Source organism: Kitasatospora setae KM-6054 (assembly GCF_000269985.1).
Classification (GTDB): Bacteria; Actinomycetota; Actinomycetes; order Streptomycetales; family Streptomycetaceae; genus Kitasatospora; species Kitasatospora setae.
In genome coordinates this window covers 1,213,500-1,233,046 of the sequence record NC_016109.1, presented here as the reverse complement: position 1 = coordinate 1,233,046, position 19,547 = coordinate 1,213,500, and the positions used below count along the sequence as shown (strand labels likewise).

Below are 19,547 nucleotides of genomic sequence, written 5' to 3'. Positions count from 1 at the left end.
CGGCGCGTTGGATCCGGTGTGCGCGGCCCGCCGGGAACCGCCCGGCGGCGGCGGGCGTTGGCTGCGGGGAAGCGCTCGGCGGGGTGAGTGGGAGCGGTTAGGCTGACCCGGCTGGTTCTTTGCCGAAATTTTCCTGTGTGCCGTACGACGTGTCGGCGGCCTTGTCCTGCCCTGACGGAGGTACTCCGCCTTGCACGTCGACCAATGGTTCAACGACGTCCCACCGGCCCTGGTGTACGCGTTGATCGGCCTGATCATCGGCCTGGAGAGCCTCGGCATCCCGCTGCCCGGCGAGATCGCCCTGGTCACCGCCTCGCTGCTGGCCGCCAACGGGACGGTCAGCCCCTGGGGCGTGGCGATCTGCGCGATCGCGGGCGCCATCATCGGCGACTCGATCGGCTACGCGATCGGCCACAAGGGCGGCCGGCCGCTGTTCGAGAAGCTCGGCCGCAAGTTCCCCAAGCACTTCGGGCCCGAGCACCTGGCCACCGCCGAGGCGCAGTTCCAGCGCTGGGGCATGTGGGCGGTCTTCTTCGGCCGCTTCATCGCCCTGCTCCGGATCTTCGCGGGCCCGCTGGCCGGCACCCTGCGGATGCCGTACTGGAAGTTCCTCACCGCCAACGTGCTCGGCGGCGTGGTCTGGGCCGGCGGCACCACGCTGCTGGTCTACCAGGTCGGCAAGGTCGCCGAGAAGTACCTCCAGGGCGCCTCGTACATCGGCCTCGGCGCGGCCGTGCTGTTCGGTGCCGGGTCGGCGCTGCTGCTCAAGCGGAAGGCCGCGAAGTCCCGCGCCGCGCACCCCGAGCAGTCCGGCGGCAAGAGCGGCGAACCGCTCGCCGAGACCTTCGCCGAGAGCACCGACTGATCCGGGGCCGCCCCCGCCGGCCCGAGGCCGCCGCACCCCCGCCGGGTGTGGCGGCCTCGGCGTTCTCCGGGGTGTTCCGGATGCTTCCGGGGCGGGTAGGTGGTCGGCGGATTCGGTTCGGAACGATCGCGGAACGATCACGGAACGTGGGGAGAAGCACTGTGCAGGAGAACGACCCGCAGCTCTGGGCGGACGTCGACGAGTACGCCGAGGCGCTGCTGATCGGGCCGGACGCGGCACTGGACGCGGCGGGCGCGGCCGCCGAGGAGGCCGGGCTGCCGCCGATCGCGGTGGCCGCCAACCAGGGCAAGCTGCTGCACCTGCTGGCCCGGATCCAGGGCGCCCGGCGGATCCTGGAGATCGGCACGCTGGCCGGCTACAGCGCGATCTGGCTGGCCCGCGCGCTGCCCGCCGACGGCACCCTGACCACGCTGGAGATCGACCCGGCGCACGCCGCCGTCGCCACCGCCAACCTGGAGCGGGCCGGCCTCGCCGACCGCGCCGAGGTCCGGCTCGGCGCCGCGAGCGACACGCTGGCCGAGCTGATCGCGCGTGGGGTCGAACCGTACGACTTCTTCTTCGTCGACGCCGACAAGGCCAACATCCCGCACTACGTGGAGTCCGCGCTGGCCCTCGCCCGGCCCGGCTCGGTGATCGTGGTCGACAACGTGGTGCGCGAGGGGAAGCTCGCCGACGCCGACAGCACCGACCCGGCGGTCGTGGGCGTGCGGCGGATGCACGAGCTGATCGCGGGCGAGAAGCGGCTGGACGCCACCACCGTGCAGACCGTCGGCAGCCGGGGCCACGACGGGTTCACCCTGATCAGGGTCCTGGAGGGGTAGGCCCCGCCGGGCGGTGCCGGGGTGGAAGACTGGGCGCCATGCGCATCGGACTCCTCGGCACCGGCCCCTGGGCGGGCTTCGTGCACGCCCCCGCCCTGGCCGCCCACCCCGACGTCACCTTCGCCGGCCTCTGGGGCCGCCGCCCCGAAGCCGCCGCCGAACTCGCGGCCGTGCACGGCGTCCCCGCCCACCCGACGGTCGACGCCCTGCTCGCCGACGTCGACGCGGTCGCCATCGCCCTCCCGCCGGACGTGCAGGCCGAGTACGCGGCCCGGGCCGCCCAGGCCGGCAAGCACCTGCTGCTGGACAAGCCGATCGCCGCGACCGTCGACGCCGCCCGCGCCGTCGAGGACGCGGCCGCCGCCTCCGGCGTCGCCTCCACGGTCTTCTTCACCACCCGGTTCGGCCCCACCCAGCGGGCCTGGATCGCCGAACAGGCCGCCGCCGGCGGCTGGTTCACCGCCCACTGCCACTGGATCGGCTCGGTCTTCACCACCGACAGCCCGTTCGCCGCGTCCCCCTGGCGCCAGCAGAAGGGCGCGCTCTGGGACGTCGGCCCGCACGCGCTCTCCGTCCTGCTGCCCGTCCTCGGCGACGTCGAGCAGCTCACCGCCGTGCCCGGCCCCGCCGACACCGTCCACCTGGTGCTGCGCCACCGCGGCGGCGCCTCCAGCACCGTCACCCTCAGCCTGACCGCCCCGCCCGCCGCCTCCGCCCGCGGCGCCGCGCTCGAACTGCGCGGCGCGGCCGGCGTCACCACCCTGCCCGAGCGCGACACCGAGGCCGTCGCCGCCTTCGGCCTGATGGTCGACGCCCTGCTGGAGTCGGTCCGCACCGGCGTCCCGCACCCCTGCGACGTCCGCTTCGGCCGCCGGGTGGTCGAGGTGCTGGCCACCGCCGAGGAGCAGCTGCTGCGCGGCGGGAAGTAGCCCGCCGCCCGGCGGCGGGGGAGCGCACCGGCGGTCACGCCGATCCGGAGGGCTCCTCCGCCGCCTGCGCCGGCGGCTCCAAAGCCGGGGCCGGGGCCGACCCCGGCTCCGGGCGGGGGCGCCGCCAGGGGCGGGGGATCCGGGCCACCAGCGAGCTTCCGGCGGGCACCGCCGACCCGTCCCCGGCGGCGCCGCCCTCGGCCTCCTCGGAGCCCTCGGCCTCCTCGGCCTCCTCGAAGCCCTCCACGTCGATGACGTCCTCGTCACCGGTCCCCGGGCCGCCGGGCCGGGCCAGCGCCAGGCCGGCCAGGTGGTTCTTCAGCCGCTTCGCCATCGGGAGGTACGTCGCCAGGGTGAGGCCGCCGGAGAGCAGGGCCCCGACGACGGGGACGGCCTTCGAGACGCCTTTCGCGAAGCTCTGCTTGGTGATCTCCACGCCGAGGTAGGCCGCGACCTTCTTCACCACGGGGTAGACGACGCCCTGGGTGAGCGCCCTCCGGGGCAGCTGCTTGACGACCTGCTCCGATATCTGGGTCGCGAGCTTGCCCACCGCGCTGTTCGCCGACTGGGTGCCGAACATGACGCCCATGAAGAGGATCAGCACGTTCTTGGTCGCGTCGTCGAGGTCGTCCTGGTCGGAGAACAGGTCGGGCCAGCTGTAGAGGTAGGCGAGTTTCTGCGCGATCCGCAGCATGTGGCCGAAGTACTGGGCCAGGTCGGCCGGGACGGTGGCGGGCAGGAAGAGCAGGCCGGGGAGCCCGGCGGCGGCCGACAGCGCGCTGACCTTGCCGGCCTCGTAGCGGATCGACTCGTTGGCGGCCTTCTCCAGGACCTCTGGCGGGATGCCCGCCGCCGCCGGGCTCTCCTCGACCGCCCGGCGGACCTGCTCCTCCGAGCAGACCCGGCCCAGCGTCCTACGGAGGTACGCCTCCCGTTCGATGCGCACCCCGGGGAGGTTCGCGGCGTACACCAGCACTGCGGAGAAGCGCAGTTCGGGATTCTCGATCGTCTTGCCGTCGGCCATGGCGGGCAACCTATCGCATCCGGAGCACACCGAAGCTCCGCCAAGCCTCCACGACCGCACGACAGTTGGCCCGCCGGCTCAGGGCGTGGCGGGCCGGCGGTCGGCCGGGCGGCGGGGCGGGACGGGGGTCGCCGGGAAATCGCGCGGGCCGGTCCAGAGCGCCGGGACGGCGTCCGCGCGGCGGGCCAGCTCGTAGGCGACCGCCTCGTAGTTGACCCGCCAGCCGCGGAAGTGCGGCCACGCCTCGGCGACCGTCCGCTCCAGGCCCATCCCGGCCGCGGTGACCAGCTCCGCCGCCGCGTCGAACTCCTCGTAGGTCAGCCGGATCGGCCCGTCCGGGTCCGGGTCCGGGTCGAACGGGATCCGCAGCGCCGTCGCGATGTCGCGCAGCGCGGTGAACCCGGCGCGCAGCATCAGCCGGGCCTCCGGCGGGGCCGAGCGCGGGTTCAGCGCGAGCTGCATCGCGGCGGCGTCCATCACCGCGATCAGGCCCACCACCCAGCTGCGGTACGGCTGCGGGGAGCGGAACGAGATCAGCACCGGGTAGTTGGAGTGCCCCTCGCCGAGGTCCGCCGCCAGCCGCTCCCAGTTCCGGTACAGCTCCGGCAGTTCGCTCTCGGTGCGCACCAGCGCCTGCCGGGCCAGCAGCTCCGGCCCCCAGGCCGGCTCGCCCGCCCGCGACTGCAGCAGCGTCACCTCCAGCTCCCGCCGGTTGTACGCTCCGTACAGCGTCGGCAGGTAGGCGATCAGCAGGGCGATGATCAGCGGGCCGTTGGCCGCCGCCAGGAAGTCGATCACCGACAGGTGCAGCCGGTCGCCGCTGGCGAAACCCAGCGTGAACAGGCTCGACCCGGCCTCCCGGAACGCCACCCGCCAGCCCAGGTCGGACGTCCCGCGCAGCAGCAGCGTGTACGCGCACAGCGTCGACAGCAGCCAGCAGCCCAGCATGCCGAGCAGGATCAGCGGCGCCAGCCAGGTCTGCGCCCGGTCGATCGCCCGGTAGCCGCCGAACGGTGCCGCGACCGTCCGCACCACCCGGCGCAGCACCGACCACAACCGGATCACCAGCGCCGAGTACAGGCCGCGCGGCACCACCAGGGTCCGCAGGATGCTCGCGGCCGTGGCCAGCAGCAGGACGGCCCCGGCCAGCGTGCAGATCACTCTCATGCGGTCATTGTGACGTCCGGCCGGGCGGGCCCGGCCCGGGCGGCCCCCCGGGACCGCCCCGGGGACCCCGCCGCGGAACCTCCCGGGGTCGTCCGGGGTCGTCCGGGCGGCCCGGCTTGTAGGCTCGCAGGTGACAGCTCCGAACTTGCAAGGGGGATCCGGTGCGCGCCCGTCGGTGGATAACTGTGCTCTGTGGAGTCGTCGCGCTGAGCGGCCCGACGCTGGCGTACGCCCGCGGCGGCGGTGGCAGCCACGGGTTCGGCGGCGGCGGTGGCGGCGGCAGCCACGGCGGCTCCCACGGGTTCGGCGGCGGCTTCGTCTTCTTCGGCGGTGGCGGCGGCGGTGGCGGCGGGCTGCTCCCGCTGCTGGTGCTGATCGCCGTCGTGGTGCTGGTGCTGTGGCTGATGCGCCGGAAGCGGAAGGCCAGGCAGGCCGCCGGCCTGAACACCGTCTCGGACCGCACCGCGCACCGCTCGGACGAGCAGGCGCGCGAGCGCGCCGCGCAGATCGGGGCCCGGGTCGACGCCCTCGCCGAGACGGACCCGACCTTCGAGCGCGGCGCCCTCGAACAGCGGGCCGTCTGGCTGTACACGACCGCCCAGCAGGCGTGGACCCGGCAGGACCACGCGATGCTGCGGCAGATCCTCTCCCCGGTGCTCTACGGCAAGTGGGCCGAGGAGCTGCACGACTACGCCTCGCGCGGCGAGACCAACGTGGTGGAGATCGTGGCCGGCCCCGAGGTCGAGCTGGTCGACCTCGCCAACCGCACCGGCGAGCTGAACGACACCGTGACCTTCCGGATCACCGCCACGCTGAACGACTACGTCCGCCGCCAGTACGGCGAGGACAGCGCGCGCAAGGACGGCTCGACCCGCCCGGTCGAGTACTGGACGCTGCGCAAGGGCCCGGCCGGCGAGTGGATCGTCTCCTCGATCGAGCAGGCCGCCGAGGGCGCGCACCACCTGACCAACGCGATCGAGACCGACGGCTGGGACCAGAAGGAGGTCGCCCGCGAGGCGGTCCTGGAGGTCGCCGGAAAGACCGCGGTCCGGGGCGCGGGCGACATCCTGGCGCTCACCAACATCTCCTGGAGCGAGGACGCCGACGCCGCCGCCGGCGACCTGAGCGTGCTCGACGGCCGGTTCGACCGGGCCGTCTTCGAGGTCGCCGTCGAACGGTTCCTGGAAGAGTGGATCATGAACGACGGCAGCCTGGACTTCACGTCCGTGCGCACCGTCGACCGCACCGTCCTGCGCGACGCCGCCATCCGGAAGGTCACCGTGCGCGCGCTGGTCGCCCGCGAGCCGATCGTCTTCCGGGTCGCGGCCGACGTCGAAGGCGTCTACTACGAGGTCGACCGCCGCACCGAGCAGGTCCTGCGCGGCGACCCCCGCGCCCGCCGGCCGCTCACCCTCGCCTTCACCCTCCGGCTGGACGACGCCGGGGCCGGCGGCTGGACCGTGATCGCCACCGACCTGGAAGGAGCGGGGACGGGACTCCCCGGTCGGACCAGTTGACGTGCGGCGCAAGGACGGGTCCCTGAGGGTGACGGATCGGGACACCGCCGCGTGCCACCACCGACACCGACACCGACACGGACACCGACCGACCGATCCCACCGTCGAGCCAGAGGAGTGGAGCCGCCCGTGCCGCACGCGCCCGAGATCCGCACCGACACCCCCGGCTCCTTCGCCCGGGCCGTCTTCCACGAACGCCACCCCGTACTGATCGGCCGACTCCTCGACGCCCTCCCGTACGGCCCCGCGCAGCGCGCCGCCCTGGCCGACCTGCTCGCCGCCAGCACCGGCGGGGCCCGGCTGGAACCACCCGCCGCCGAGCCGCCGCCCGCCGACGCCGAGCAGTGGCGCGAGTGGGGCGCGTCCTGGTGGGGGCGCCGCTGGGACGAGGCCCCGTTCCTCTGGGCGGAGAGCTACTTCTACCGCCGACTCCTCGACGCCACCGGCTACTTCCGCCCCGGCGACCCCTGGTACGGCATCGACCCGTTCGCCCCGCTCAAGGCCGCCGAACTGGCCGGCCCCGCCGTCGACGGCGAACTCGCCGCCCTCGACGGCCACCCGCCCACCCGCGACGCCCTGCTCGCCGCCGCCCTCTGGGGCAACCGCGCCGACCTCGGCTTCCGGCTCACCGCCGAGGACGGCGACACCGCCACCGGCCTGGTCGCCGACGACACCGCCGCCCTCTGGGCCCACCTCGAACACGCCCCCGGCGGCCGGATCGCCCTCATCGCGGACAACGCCGGCCGCGAACTCCTCCCCGACCTCGTCCTGCTCGACCACCTGCTCACCAGCGGCCTCGCCGGCCACGCCGACCTGTACGTCAAACCCCAGCCGTACTTCGTCTCCGACGCCACCACCGCCGACACCCTCGCCGCCCTCACCCGGCTGCGCACCGCCCCCGGCCCCGCCGCCGCCGCGACCGGCGCCCGGCTCTGGCAGGCGCTCACCGACGGCACCCTCACCCTCCGCACCCACCCGTTCTTCTGCGCCCCGCTGCCCTACCAGGCGATGCCCGCCGACCTGCGCCGCGAACTCACCGGCGCCACCCTCACCCTCCTCAAGGGCGACCTCAACTACCGCCGCCTGGTCGGCGACCGCCACTGGCCCGCCACCACCCCCTTCGCCCCGCTCACCGCCCACTTCCCGACCCCGGTGGCTGCTCTGCGCACCCTCAAGTCCGACGTCGTCACCGGCCTCACCCCGGCCACCCTCGCCCGCCTCGACGCCACCGGCACCCCCTGGCGGACCAGCGGCCGACACGCCCTCGTCCAACTGGCGGCCGCTCGGAGCACGGCGCCGTAGCCCGACCGCAGGCCCGTCGGAGCGCGGCGCCGTGGCCCGTCGACCCGGCGAGCCAGAACGCCGGCCACGGGACGCCGCTCCCGCCGGCCGGCCCGGCCCGGCCCGGCCCCGGGCATGATCCGCCGACGGGTGTGGCCAGGAGCCGGGCGTGGTCAGGAGCCGGTGTGCCCGTCCAGCAGTTCGCGGATGATGTCGAGGTGGCCGTTGTGGCGGGCGGTCTCCTCGATCAGGTGGAGCAGGATCCACCGCAGGTCGACGTGGCGGCCGTCGCGGATCGGGCGCTGCGCCTTGTCGTCCAGGCCGTGGGACGCGACCAGTTCGCGGTAGCGGACGCTCTGCTCCTCGTACTCGGCGAGCAGTCGGGGCAGCGGGACGTCGACCGCCGTGCGCATCTCCGGGTCCGGGTCGTCGTCGCTGATCAGGACCATCGGGCCGGCCGGCTCCCCGCCGAGGAACACCACCTCCAGCCAGTGCTGCTCCACCCAGCGCAGGTGGCTGATCAGCCCGCAGGCCGTCATCAGCGGAGAGCCGGGCAGCGGCGACCGCCGGGCGTCCTCGGCGGACAGGCCCTCGCACTTGGCCACCGCGGTGGCCCGGGCGTAGTCGAGGAAGGTGGACAGCTGGGTGCGCTCGTCCCAGGAGGGCGGCGTGTCGGTTCGCTCAGTCATCGGGGGCAGTCTGCCGCAGCCCCGCCCGGGCGTCGATCGGATTAGCCCGCGGTGCGACCGCGCACCGGGTGCGGGGCGGTGCGGGTGCCTGCCGTCAGCGTCCGCTCCCGCTCCCCCTACCGCTCCGGGGAGCGGGGATCCTCGGCAGCAGTTCCCACAGCGGCCGGCCGCTGGAGGCCCAGTCCGCCAGGACCTCGCGGTCCACCAGCAGGACGCCCTGCTGCCGGCCCCACTCCACCGACTTCCGGGAGAAGCGCCCGTTGGTCACCACCACCGGGACCTGGGCCCGGTGCACCCGCTGGTACGTCCCCAGCAGGCTGTACAGGACCCCGACCGGCACCGGCTTGCCGCGCAGCGGGTCCTGCTTGTGCTTGCACTGCAGCGCCCAGCGCCGCCCGAGCGGGTCGTCGGCCAGGACGTCCACGCTCTGGTCGTTGCTCCGGCCGACCTTCTCCGCCCGGCAGCCGTCACGGCGCAGCAGGTCGCGCACCGCGAACTCGAAGGCGTCCGGCGCCAGCGAGTCCAGCCCGCCGGGGCCGGTCAGCGCCATCCGCAGCCGGCTCGTCCGCTCCCGGTCGGCCCGCGCCCGCGCCTGCCGCTGCCAGGCGAACGCCGCGGCCGCGCCCAGGGCGGCCAGCACCAGCAGCAGCACCACCCACCGGTGCGCCGCCAGCCATCTCAGCAGCGCCGTCAGCAGGCCGACCCCCACGAGCGCCCCGACGACGGGCAGCGTCCGGTCCCCGTCGCCGCTCCGCCCGGCCGGCCTCCTGCGTGCGCTCAACCGCGCTCCCTCCCCTCGCGTCCGTCCCGCGTCCGGGCACACCCGTGGCCACCCAGCACAGCAGCCACCCCCGGCGGCACGCCAGCAGCGCACGGAAGCACACCGCCGGGCCGGAGCGGGCGCCGCGCACCACCCGCGCGCGGGGGAGGCGGCGTCCGCTCCGGCCCGGCGGAACGGCCGTCAGCGCCCGGTGCGGCGCAGCAGGGCCGCCGTCTCGGTGCGGCGGGCCCAGGCGATCACCGCCAGCGGCACCATGAACAGGAACGGGGTGCCCGCGTTCTCGCCGTGCATCGCGGTCAGCTGGACGGCGAACGCGCACAGCAGGAACGCGATCAGCGCCGTCGCGGCGGGCCCGGCCAGCCGGGGCAGCAACAGGCCGACGGCACCGGCGAGTTCGACCACGCCGGTCAGGTACATGAACCAGGCGCCGACGCCCATCGCGTCGAAGACCTCGGTCGCGGCGGGCAGCGCGAGCAGCTTGGGCAGCGCGCTGGCCAGCGCGAAGAACAGCGCCATCAGGATCCGCAGCGTCCAGACCGTCCGGAGCAGGGCCTTGCCGGACTTCGCGGGCTTCGCGGCGTGGGTGGCGGTGTCGGTCGCGGTGGTGGTGTTGTTGGCGGCGGTGGTGGCGGCGGGGGTGGTCATTTCGGTGTGCTCCCTGGCGGTCGTCGTTGCTCTCACCGGCTTCGACGGGCACCGCCGCGCGAACTCATCGGTCCGGGCCGGAAGTTTTTTTCGCGGGCCGGTCCGCAGCGGCCGCCCCGGCCCCGCCGGCCCCGCCGACGCTGCTGCGATCATGGACGGATGGAGCCCACCCGCCGGCCGCCGGCCCGGACCACGCCGCCGCGCCCGGTCGACGTCGAGGCGCGCTGGCCCGCGCTGGCCGCGCACCGGACGGATGGCGTCCGGCTGCACCCGCGGCGCGGGGAGCCCGGCCCGTACGGGAGTTCGCTGGGCGGCCCGGTGCTGTGGCCGCGCGGCGCCCCCTGGCCGCACTGCGCGCGGCGGCACCCGCGCCGCGGCGCGCGGGTCCGGCCGCCGCGCGGGCCGGTGCCGCTGGTGCCGGTGCTGCAACTGTTCGCCGCCGACCTGCCGGACGGCGGCCCCCGGTTGCCGTTCCCGGCCGGGGTCGACCTGCTGCAGGTGCTGTGGTGCCCGTTCGACCACCACCGGCGGTACCTGCCGCACCCCGAGCTCCGCTGGTGGGACTCCGCCCGCCCCGGCCTCGTCCCCGCCGACCCGCCCCGCCCGGCGGGCGCCCCCGCCGGGTACCTGCCGCTCCCGTGCGTGCTGCACCCCGAGCGGGTCGTCGAGTACCCGGTGCTGGACCTGTCGGACGAGGAGTACGACGCGCTGGAACCGGAGTTCCGCCGGTGCGAGGCGCAGACCGGTTGGTCGTACCAGGCGCACCTGGCGGCGCCCGGCGGCACCAAGGCGGCCGGCTACCCGGTCTGGGCCGGTGATCCCGACTGGCCGCACTGCGCGGGCTGCGGGCGCCGGACCGTCCACCTGCTGTCGATCGGCGCGCCCGAGTGCGCCGCCGCCGAGCTCGGCCCGGCCGGCCGCCGCGCCTGGCTGCCGGTCGAGGACGACCCGGCCGGCGACCCCGAGGCGCTGCGCCGCCCGCACGGGCTGGCGCTGGGTGACCCGGGCGGCATCCAGCTCTTCGTCTGCGCGCACTGCCCGGACCGGCCGCACACGCTCCGCCACGGCTTCTGAACACGTTGTCGCTAAAGAGTTTGGAGAAGACCGCCGGGCCGGGTAGAAAGATCGGGTTTGCCGGAAGACTCGACGACGGAGGAGGGGGAGCGGCGATGGCACTCCCGGAGGGCATGACGGTACGGCCCGCGGAGTTGGAGGACGCGGCGGCGGTCTGCGCGCTGCTGAACCAGGTGGACGAGATCGAGATCGGCCGGGCCGAGACCGAACTCGGCGAGGTGAGCGAGGAGTTGGCCCGCTCCGAGGTGGATCTCGCCCGGGACTCCTGGCTGTTGCACGACGCGGACGGACGGCTGGTCGGCTACGGGCTGGTCCGGGACCGCTCCGGCGGCGCGCGGATCGACCTCGACCAGTACCTGCTGCCCGGCCAACTCGCGGGCGGACTCCACCTGTTCGAGCTGATGGAGGCCCGCGCCACCGAACTCGCCCGGGACAACGGCGCCGAGCAGGCCGTGCTGCACCTGCTGCTCAACACCGAACCCACCACCGACATCGAGGCGATGCGTGCCCGCGGCTGGCAACTGTCCCGCCGCTACCACGCGTTGACCCGGCAGGTCGACCCGGCGACCGACCCGCTGCCCGAGCCGCCCGCCGGCGTCCGGCTGCGCGACTGCGCGGCGGAGCCCGACCGGCGGATCGCGCACGGGCTGCTGCAGCGGACCTTCGCCGACCACCACGACTTCAAGCCCCGCGACTACGAGCAGTGGCTGGCCGACATCAACGCCGACACGGTCGACTGGTCCCGGGTCTGGGTCGCCGAACTCGACGGCCAGGGCGACGTCGCCGTGCTCCGCACCAGCGCCCGACTCCCCACCCAGGCTTGGGCGTTCAACATCGGCGTGCTCCCCGCCGCCCGCGGCCGCGGCCTCGGCGGCTACCTGCTGCGGCACTTCTTCGCGGTCTACGCCGCCGACGGCCTGCCCACCGTCGGCCTCGGCGTCGACACCGGCAACCCGACCGGCGCGCCCGAGCTCTACCGCAAGCACGGCATGACGGTCGACTTCGCCGTCGACACCTGGGAGTTGACGCTGCCGACGGCACTGCCGGCCGGGCGCTAGCCGGCCCCCGCCGGGCCGGCCGAGCCGCGCGCTGTCGGGTTCGCGCCGCCGGGCTCGCGCCGCCGGGGGGAGTTGGAGGCCGCCGCGGCACGGGTGGACTATCCCGTGCGGCGGCGGCGGAGCACACTCTATGATTAAGGTGTGACATTGCACAAGGGCGGTTCGGCGGAGCGACTGCGCGTCGCGGTCCTGGTCTCGCACGGGGGCTCCAACCTCCGCGCCCTGCACGCGGCTTCGCTGCTCCCCGGCGCGCGGTTCGAGGTCGCGCTGGTGGTGAGCAACAACAGCGGCGCGGCGGGCCTGGCCTTCGCCCGCGAGCAGGGCATCGCGGCCCGGCACCTCTCCGGTCGCACCCACCCCGACCCGGCCGCGCTGGACGACGCGCTGTGCGCGGCGCTCGCCGAGACCGGCGCGGGCCTGCTGGTGACCGCCGGCTACCTGCGCCGGCTCGGGCCGCGCGCGCTGCGGGAGTTCGCCGGGCGGGCGGTCAACGTCCATCCGTCGCTGCTGCCCGCGTACGGCGGCCCCGGGATGTACGGCGAGGCGGTGCACCGGGCGGTGCTGGCCGCGGGGGAGCGGCGTTCGGGCGCGTCGGTGCACCGGCTGACCGCCGAGTACGACGAGGGCCCGGTGCTGGCCCGCGCCGAGGTCCCGGTCGAGCCGGACGACACCGTCGAGTCGCTGGCCGCGCGGGTGCTGGCGGCCGAGCACGAGCTGCTGCCGCGGGTGGTCGCCGGGTTCGCCGACGGCACCTGGTAGCCCCGGGGGACGGCGGGCGGACGGGAGGGCGGGTGGGAGGGCCCGCCCGCGGCCGGTGCGGGGCGTGTTCCGGCCGGGGGCGGGTCCGCGCGGTCAGTCGCGAGCCGCGAGCCGCGAGCCGCGAGTCGCGAGTCGTGGGGCGTGAGTCGTCGGGCGTCAGCCGTTGGCGAGCGCCTGGACGCGGTCGAGCGCGCCGTTGAAGTAGTTCTGGTCGCCGGGCAGCGTGCCGGAGTCGGAGTACTGCCAGATGGTCTGGTAGGCCCAGCCGGCCGGCAGGGTGCCGACCGAGGTGGAGTAGCGGGCTATCCAGAGCGGGTTGGTGGCGCCGAAGGAGGCGTTGCCGCCGGTGCAGGTGTTCCACCAGTCGGTGGTGGTGTAGATGGTCGGGTAGCGGCCGGTCTTGGTGTGCACGGTGTTGGAGAAGTCGCGGATCCAGCTGACCATCCCGGCCTGGCTGAGGCCGTAGCAGGTCGCGCCGTACGGGTTGTACTCGATGTCCAGGGCGGGCGGCAGGGTCTTGCCGTCCTTGGACCAGCCGCCGCCGTGGGCGACGAAGTAGGCGGCCTGGGTGGCGCCGCTGGAGGCGTTCGGCAGCGCGAAGTGGTAGGCGCCGCGGATCATGCCGACGCTGTAGGAGCCGTTGTACTGCTGGGCGAAGTACGGGTTGGTGTAGCCGGTGCCCTCGGTCGCCTTGACGTAGGCGAACCGGCCGCCGTTCGCGTAGGCGGTGCTCCAGGCGACGTTGCCCTGGTAGCCGGACACGTCCATGCCCTTGGTCTGGGTGACGGCCAGTGCTGCGAAGGCGCTCGCGGTGTCGGCTGCCGACGCGTGGCCGCGGCCCTCGTGGGCGGCGACGGTGGAGCCGGCGAAGTCCTGTTCGGGGTGGAACCCGGCGGGGGTGCCGGGCTTGGCGGCCTGCGCGGGGACGGCGGCGACGACGCCGACCAGCAGGGCGGCGCAGGCGGCCGCGGTGGCGGCGCGGCGGAGCGCGAGGGTGCCGGGGCGGCGCGCCGTGGTGGTGCGAGGGCGCGCGGGGATGGTGCCGGAAGCGGGCATGACGACTCCTCAATCCGGTTGCGGCGGCCGGGGTCGGCCGCATGCGGAGAAGATATAGTCATGGCCCCGTCAGTCAACAGAGTGTTGAAACCACACATCGGATGACAGTATGTAGAGTGAACAGCCATAGATGTGACAATCGAACACCCGCTGTTCCGTTGCATGTTGACGTCACGTCGGAAAACCGGACCCGCTGGCGCGCCGCCCGCGCCGGAGGTAGCGTGTCAACGCGCGTCCCGCTGCCGGGACACGTGGACCGGAGTGACACCAGGATGGGGGAGCGGTGCCGGACGGACGTCTGCTCGCGGTGAGCGACCTGCACCTCGGCATCACCGAGAACCACGCCTTCCTCGAACGGCTCCGGCCCACCGGCCCGGACGACTGGCTGATCGTCGCCGGCGACGTCGGCGAACGCGTCGAGACGGTCGAGTGGGCCCTCGCCTCCCTCGCCGAACGCTTCGCCAAGGTCATCTGGACCCCCGGCAACCACGAGCTGTGGAGCACCACCGACGAGCACGCCCACCTCACCGCCCCCGAGCGCTACCGCCTGCTGGTCGACCGCTGCCGCGCCCACGGCGTCCTCACCCCCGAGGACCCGTACGCCGTCCGCACCGACGGCCCGGCCGGACCGTACGCCGTCGCCCCCGTCTTCACCCTGTACGACTACACCTGGCGGGTCCCCGGCGTCACCGACAAGCGGCAGTCGCTCGCCCGCGCGCACGAGAACGGCGTCGTCTGCACCGACGAGTACCGGATCGACCTCGGGCCGTACGCCGGCCTGGAGGACTGGTGCCGGGAGCGCGTCGAGGCCACCGAGAAGACGCTCGCCGCGCACGACCCCGAGGTCCCGCTGGTCCTGGCCAGCCACTGGCCGCTCGACCGCCGCCCCACCGACATCCTGCACTACCCCGACTTCGCCCAGTGGTGCGGCACCGAGCTCACCGCCGACTGGCACCGCCGCTTCCACGTCACCGCCGCCGTCTACGGCCACCTGCACATCCCCCGCACCACCTGGTACGAGGGCGTCCGCTTCGAGGAGGTGTCGCTCGGCTACCCGCGCGAGTGGCGCCGCCGCGGCCACCCGCGCGGCCTGCTCCGCCAGATCCTCCCGTACCCCGGCCCCTCCGAGCAGCCCGTCCCCGCGCCGGACGCCTGACGTCCGACGCGCGGTGCCTGTCGGGCCCCGTGGCTAGGCTCGGAACCTCCGGAGAGCGGGAGGGGAACGCCGTGGGCGGCATCGAACTGACGGCGGCGCGGGTCCGCGCCTGGCGGCTGCGCCGACAGCACCTGGACGGCGCGGAGCGCGCGGACGGGCCGGTCGCCGCCGTCCGGCGGCTGGTCGGCGTCCAGGCCCAGGTCCCGGCCGCCGCCGCGCTCGCCGTCGCCCTGCGCACCGCCCCCGGCGCCGAACCGGTCGCCGCCGCCCTCGCCGACGGCCGCCTGCTGCGCACCTGGGCCCAGCGCGGCACCCTGCACCTGCTCGACCCGGCCACCGCCGCCGACGCGCTCGCCCTGATCGGCTCCGCCCGGACGTGGGAACGCCCCGCCTGGACCAGGGAGTTCGGCGCCACGCCCGCCCAGGTCGCCCAACTGGTCGAGACCGTCGCCGAGTTGCTGCACGGCACGGTGCTGACCAGGGAGGAGCTGACCGCCGCGCTGGCCGCCGACCCCCGGTTCGCCCCGCTCGCGGAGCAGCTCGCCTCCGGCTGGGGATCGCTGTTGAAACCGCTGGCCTGGCAGGGCGCGCTCTGCCACGCGCCCGCCCCCGGCGGCCGCGCCGCCTTCACCCACCCGGCGAGCCACTGCCCCGACTGGCCCGGCCTGCCGCCGGTCGAGGAAGCCGGGCCGCGCCTGCTGGCCGCCTACCTCGGCGCGTACGGCCCGGCCGACCTGGCCCGGTTCGACGCCTGGCTGTCCCGGAACAGCCTGCGCAAGACCGTCCTGAAGGGTTTCGCCGCCGCGCTCGGCGACCGGCTGACCGAGGTCACCGTCGACGGCGCCCCCGGCTACGCGCTCACCGCGCTGCTCGACGACCTGGCCGCCGCCCCGCCCGCCGACTCGGTGCACCTGCTCGGCGCGTTCGACCAGTACGTGCTCGGGCCCGGCACCAAGGCCGCCGAACTGCTGCCCGCCGCGCACCGGGCGAAGGTCAGCCGGGCCGCCGGCTGGATCGCCCCGCTGCTGGTGGTGGACGGCGAGATCACCGGCACCTGGGAGCGGGACGGCGACCTGCTCACCGTCACCCCCTTCGGCCCGGCCCCGGCCCCGTCCGGGGAGCGGCTGGCCGCCGCGGCCGGACGGCTGGCGGGCCCGGGGGAGGCGGCGCCGACCGTCCGGGTCGCGGGCTGACGGGCTGGCCCCGGGGGGAGTCAGTGCGGCCGGCCCCCGGCCCGGGGCCGGCCGCACTGGTCATTGGGGGACGGGCGGGCGCTGTGCGACCATGGCGGTCCCGCCGCCGTGACCCGAGGAGCAGCACCGATGACCGCCGCCGAGCCGACGCCCGCCCCCGCAGACCTCGCCGCCACCGCGCCGGTCGCCCAGCCGGTCGTCCGGGCGGCCGAACTCCGGGACGTGCCGGCCGTGGTGGCGCTGGTCGAGTCGGCGTACCGGGGCGACTCCAGCCGGGCCGGCTGGACCACCGAGGCGGACCTGCTGGAGGGCCAGCGCACCGACGAGGCCGCCGTCACCGAGCTGTTGACCCGCCCCGACTCGGTGGTGCTGCTGGTCGAGCGGGACGGCGCCCCGATCGCCTGCTGCCACGTCGAACGGCGCGGTGGCGCCGCGTACTTCGGCATGTTCTCGGTCTCCCCGGCGATCCAGGGCGGCGGCCTGGGCCGCCTGCTGCTGGCCCGGGCCGAGGAGTGGGCCCGGACCGCGTGGGGCGCGACCGCGATGGAGATGACGGTGATCGAGCAGCGCGCCGAGCTGATCGCCTGGTACGAGCGCCGGGGCTTCGCCCGGACCGGCGAGTTCGAGCCGTTCCCCTACGGGGACCTGCGCTTCGGCGTGCCGCTCCGCACCGACCTGCGGTTCGCCAAGCTGGCCAAGTCGCTGGTGTAGCGGCGGCGGCCCGGCCGGTCAGCGCCGGGTCACCACGCGGACGGGGCCGGCGGGGCGACCACCGGCGGGCGGTCGTCGCAGGTGAGGGTGTTGGGCAGTTCCCAGGGCGCCAGCCAGGCGCCGGTGGTGCCGCCGCCGGAGTTGCCGCCCAGGTCGTTGACCGTGAACTCGGAGCCGGCCGGGGTGAAGTGGAAGGTGCCGCAGTTGTTGACGCCGACGGCGCCGACGTTGCGGGCGGTGACGTTCTCGAAGCCGGCCGAGCCGGCGACGCGGGCGCTGAGCACCGAGGTGCCGGTGCCGTCGATCCGCACGTCCTTGAACGCCAGGTTGGCGAGCTTGTACCGGTCCTTCACGCCCCACTCGGCGACCGCCATGATCGCGTTGTAGGTGGAGTCCAGGTAGTGGTCGCCGGTGACCTTGATGTCGGCGTCGATGTCCCGGTCCAGCACCTCGAACCAGATCGCGCCGAGGCCGATGTTCCAGTTCAGCTCGTAGGCGCCGGCCCGCACGGTGGTGTTGTCGGTGAAGTGCAGGTACCCGGCGAACGGCTCGGCGCCGAACCGCGAACCGGCGTGCAGGCCGGAGCCCTCGCGGACCGGGTCGGCGACCAGGTTGGCGGAGACGGTGGTGTCGGTGCCGCCGTAGACGGCGATGGCGTTGGCCAGGGTCGGCGACTGCACGGTGTTGTGGTCGATGGTGATCCGGGCGTCCGCGGTCTTCTCGGACCAGAGCGCGATGCCGTCGTCGCCGGTGTTGCGCAGGAAGTTGTCGCGGATCACCGAGTCGGTCACGCCGGTGTGGAAGTTGATGCCGTCGGCGATCTGGTCGGCGATCTGGTTGCCGGTGATCCGCAGGTTCCTCATCGGGCCGTCCAGCCAGATGCCGACCTTGGTGTGGTGCAGGTACAGGCCCTCGATGCTGGAGTCGCTGAACGCGCCGCCGACGGCGTTGACCTGGTCGGTGTCGATCCGCTCCCGGACGTCGCCCTCGATCGCGAAGCCGGAGAGGTGCACGTCGTGGCTGCCGCCCTGCGCCGCGTCCTTGCCGTAGAGGCCGACGCCGGTGTGCACGCTGCCGTCCGGGGCGGGGGCGGCCAGGGTCTGCTGGGTGCCCTTGAGCACGGTGTACCAGCTGCCCGCGCCGATCAGCGTCACGTCGTCGACCGCCAGGTGCCGGTTGACCTGGAACACGCCCGGCGGCAGGTAGACCGGCAGGTGCACGGCCCTGGCCAGCCTGATCGCCCGCTCGATGGCGTCCGCCGAGTCGCGCCGCCCGGTCGGGTCCGCGCCGAGCGCCAGCACGTTGACGGCCTTCGGCTCGACGTGCGGCGCGGCCACCAGCTGCGAGTCCAGCAGGTCGATCGCCGCCCACGGCGCCTTCGACCCGGCGGGCAGCGCGATCCGGACCTTGTCGCCCGCCTGGTAGGTGCGGCCGAGCAGCAGCCGCTGCTCGTCGTACAGGTGGCCCGGCCGGAACGGGGTGGCCACGGTCGGCGCGGGGGTGGTCGCGGCGGGCACGCAGCCGCACTCGGTGATCCACCAGTCCGGGTGCAGCAGCCCGGCCTTCGGGTCGTTGCTGAACGGGTACTGGTTGTACAGCCAGGAGTACTGGCTGGTCGCCGAGAGCTGCCGGCGGTCCTTGCCGTTGACCGTGACGTCCAGCGGCGCGCTGATCCCGCCGCCGTTCTCGGCGTCCGGCAGGCTGTAGCGGACGGTGATCGCGTTGGCGGCCGCGGGCAGCGTGAACTCCACGTACTGCCCCGGGGCCAGCTTCACCGCGCTGCGGCCCGAAGCCTCCGCGGCGAGCGTGTACGCGGTGCGGTCGGCGGCGATCACGCTGCCGGTGGTGGCCGCGTGCTCCGCCTCCTGCTCCAGGAAGTCCACCCGGGCGCCGCGGCCCGCGGTCAGCGCCGGATCGATCCCGGCCCGGGTCACCACCGCGCCGCCGGCCGGGCCCGCCGAGGCGGCCTGCGCGGCCGGGGCGCACAGCGCCACCCCCAGCCCGAGCACGGAGGCGACCACGACCGCCCCGGCGCGGGCCGAACGGGACGAGCGGGCCGAACGGGACGGGGCGGAGGAGGGCGAGGGGAGGGCGGGGGCAGCAGGCATCGGGGACCGGCTCTCTGGAAGGCGTGGTGGAGGTGAGCCGACAGTAGGGGCGCCTCCGGCCCTGCCACAAGAGCGTTGCGCGGAAATTTCTTCCTGATGTCAGATTCTTGCGAGCCAAAAGTCAATCGTTGCGATGCGATCAGCCCTCGACGGCCGGTGCCCCCGCCTCCCGCCCACGCTCCGCCGTCCACTCCACGTACCGCCCCGCCTCGCGGGTCAGCCCCATCAGGAACCACAGCAGCAGCGCCGTGTCGTCACCCCAGCCCAGCAGCGGGATGACGTCCGGCACCGCGTCGATCGGGCTCAGCAGGTACACCCCCACCGCCACCGTCAGCGCGGCCAGCTTCCCCGGACCCACCCCCGGGTAACGCCCCGCCAGCACGTCCCGCAGCAGGCGCGGCAGCGCCCACAGCCGCGCCGCCAGCCCCGGCGCGCCCGGCCGCCGGGTCTCCCGGTACAGCCCCCACGCCGACCGGGTCACCGCGACCCCGTCCAGCCCGCGCACCCGCCCGGCCACGCCCTTGCCGCTCTTGCCGCTCTTGCCGTCCTTGCCCCTGCCCATCGCGGTCCTCCCGGGACGCAGCCTCCGACTCCCTCCACGGTACGGGAGCGCGCCCGCGCTCCCGGGCCCTCGCACCGGACCGTGACACGCCGGGGACACGCCAGGGACACGCCGCCCGGACGTGCGCACC

General features: G+C 74.9%; 19 protein-coding genes. 11 read left to right on the top strand and 8 right to left on the bottom strand.

What is annotated here, in order from left to right:
- Window positions 1–190: 190 nt before the first annotated feature.
- From KSE_RS05400 to KSE_RS05390, 3 genes are all read left to right on the top strand, one after another.
- Complete coding sequence (locus tag KSE_RS05400; protein ID WP_014134264.1) at window positions 191–865, top strand: DedA family protein; 675 nt, start codon at window positions 191–193, stop codon at window positions 863–865.
- A gap of 146 nt (window positions 866–1,011) precedes the next feature.
- On the top strand, window positions 1,012–1,707 hold the full coding sequence (locus KSE_RS05395; protein ID WP_407927420.1) for an O-methyltransferase: 696 nt from the start codon (window positions 1,012–1,014) through the stop codon (window positions 1,705–1,707).
- A gap of 38 nt (window positions 1,708–1,745) precedes the next feature.
- Entirely contained in the window at window positions 1,746–2,636 is an 891-nt protein-coding gene (locus KSE_RS05390; RefSeq protein ID WP_014134262.1) for a Gfo/Idh/MocA family protein, read from the top strand.
- Window positions 2,637–2,670: 34 nt separating this feature from the next.
- On the opposite strand, the gene KSE_RS05385 is transcribed toward KSE_RS05390, so the two are convergent.
- Both KSE_RS05385 and KSE_RS05380 read right to left on the bottom strand, forming a co-directional pair.
- Window positions 2,671–3,660: a hypothetical protein gene (locus KSE_RS05385; protein WP_014134261.1), complete on the bottom strand. Its 990-nt coding sequence runs from the start codon at window positions 3,658–3,660 to the stop codon at window positions 2,671–2,673.
- 78 nt (window positions 3,661–3,738) lie between these two features.
- The gene (locus KSE_RS05380) at window positions 3,739–4,827 is read right to left on the bottom strand and encodes a hypothetical protein (protein ID WP_033257845.1); all 1,089 of its coding nucleotides are present in this window, start codon (window positions 4,825–4,827) and stop codon (window positions 3,739–3,741) included.
- 185 nt (window positions 4,828–5,012) lie between these two features.
- On the opposite strand from KSE_RS05380, the gene KSE_RS05375 reads away from it, so the two are divergent.
- The gene (locus tag KSE_RS05375; protein ID WP_014134259.1) at window positions 5,013–6,344 is read left to right on the top strand and encodes a TIM44-like domain-containing protein; all 1,332 of its coding nucleotides are present in this window, start codon (window positions 5,013–5,015) and stop codon (window positions 6,342–6,344) included.
- A gap of 129 nt (window positions 6,345–6,473) precedes the next feature.
- Window positions 6,474–7,646: a damage-control phosphatase ARMT1 family protein gene (locus KSE_RS05370; protein WP_231873122.1), complete on the top strand. Its 1,173-nt coding sequence runs from the start codon at window positions 6,474–6,476 to the stop codon at window positions 7,644–7,646.
- A gap of 152 nt (window positions 7,647–7,798) precedes the next feature.
- Here the strand turns inward: KSE_RS05370 and KSE_RS05365 are convergent, their stop codons facing one another.
- The 3 genes from KSE_RS05365 to KSE_RS05355 all read right to left on the bottom strand — a co-directional run bounded on the left by KSE_RS05365 (window position 7,799) and on the right by KSE_RS05355 (window position 9,740).
- Window positions 7,799–8,314 (bottom strand): DinB family protein, encoded by a 516-nt coding sequence (locus tag KSE_RS05365; RefSeq protein ID WP_014134257.1) that lies wholly within the window; start codon window positions 8,312–8,314, stop codon window positions 7,799–7,801.
- A 94-nt stretch (window positions 8,315–8,408) separates the two neighbouring features.
- Window positions 8,409–9,095, bottom strand: a complete 687-nt coding sequence (locus KSE_RS05360; RefSeq protein ID WP_014134256.1) for a restriction endonuclease — start codon at window positions 9,093–9,095, stop codon at window positions 8,409–8,411.
- 180 nt (window positions 9,096–9,275) lie between these two features.
- Window positions 9,276–9,740 carry a DoxX family protein gene (locus KSE_RS05355; protein ID WP_033257842.1) on the bottom strand — a complete coding sequence of 155 codons (465 nt, stop codon included), beginning with the start codon at window positions 9,738–9,740 and terminating at the stop codon, window positions 9,276–9,278.
- 159 nt (window positions 9,741–9,899) lie between these two features.
- On the opposite strand from KSE_RS05355, the gene KSE_RS05350 reads away from it, so the two are divergent.
- The 3 genes from KSE_RS05350 (at window position 9,900) to purN (ending at window position 12,631) form a co-directional block, all read left to right on the top strand.
- Entirely contained in the window at window positions 9,900–10,814 is a 915-nt protein-coding gene (locus KSE_RS05350; protein WP_014134254.1) for a hypothetical protein, read from the top strand.
- A 95-nt stretch (window positions 10,815–10,909) separates the two neighbouring features.
- Entirely contained in the window at window positions 10,910–11,872 is a 963-nt protein-coding gene (locus KSE_RS05345; protein ID WP_014134253.1) for a GNAT family N-acetyltransferase, read from the top strand.
- Window positions 11,873–12,013: 141 nt separating this feature from the next.
- Window positions 12,014–12,631: a phosphoribosylglycinamide formyltransferase gene (purN, locus tag KSE_RS05340; RefSeq protein WP_197540701.1), complete on the top strand. Its 618-nt coding sequence runs from the start codon at window positions 12,014–12,016 to the stop codon at window positions 12,629–12,631.
- Between the two features lie 156 nt (window positions 12,632–12,787).
- On the opposite strand, the gene KSE_RS05335 is transcribed toward purN, so the two are convergent.
- Complete coding sequence (locus KSE_RS05335; protein WP_014134251.1) at window positions 12,788–13,687, bottom strand: lysozyme; 900 nt, start codon at window positions 13,685–13,687, stop codon at window positions 12,788–12,790.
- A 283-nt stretch (window positions 13,688–13,970) separates the two neighbouring features.
- On the opposite strand from KSE_RS05335, the gene KSE_RS05330 reads away from it, so the two are divergent.
- The 3 genes from KSE_RS05330 to KSE_RS05320 all read left to right on the top strand — a co-directional run bounded on the left by KSE_RS05330 (window position 13,971) and on the right by KSE_RS05320 (window position 16,747).
- Window positions 13,971–14,843, top strand: coding sequence for a metallophosphoesterase family protein (locus tag KSE_RS05330; RefSeq protein ID WP_014134250.1), 873 nt, complete (start codon window positions 13,971–13,973; stop codon window positions 14,841–14,843).
- 71 nt (window positions 14,844–14,914) lie between these two features.
- A complete protein-coding gene (locus tag KSE_RS05325; RefSeq protein ID WP_014134249.1) occupies window positions 14,915–16,036 on the top strand; it encodes a DNA glycosylase AlkZ-like family protein in 1,122 nt (373 codons plus the stop codon).
- Window positions 16,037–16,165: 129 nt separating this feature from the next.
- Complete coding sequence (locus tag KSE_RS05320) at window positions 16,166–16,747, top strand: GNAT family N-acetyltransferase (RefSeq protein WP_014134248.1); 582 nt, start codon at window positions 16,166–16,168, stop codon at window positions 16,745–16,747.
- A 29-nt stretch (window positions 16,748–16,776) separates the two neighbouring features.
- On the opposite strand, the gene KSE_RS05315 is transcribed toward KSE_RS05320, so the two are convergent.
- Both KSE_RS05315 and KSE_RS05310 read right to left on the bottom strand, forming a co-directional pair.
- Window positions 16,777–18,855: a glycosyl hydrolase family 28-related protein gene (locus tag KSE_RS05315; protein WP_014134247.1), complete on the bottom strand. Its 2,079-nt coding sequence runs from the start codon at window positions 18,853–18,855 to the stop codon at window positions 16,777–16,779.
- A 139-nt stretch (window positions 18,856–18,994) separates the two neighbouring features.
- Window positions 18,995–19,417 (bottom strand): YkvA family protein, encoded by a 423-nt coding sequence (locus tag KSE_RS05310; RefSeq protein WP_014134246.1) that lies wholly within the window; start codon window positions 19,415–19,417, stop codon window positions 18,995–18,997.
- Between the last annotated feature and the right edge of the window lie 130 nt (window positions 19,418–19,547).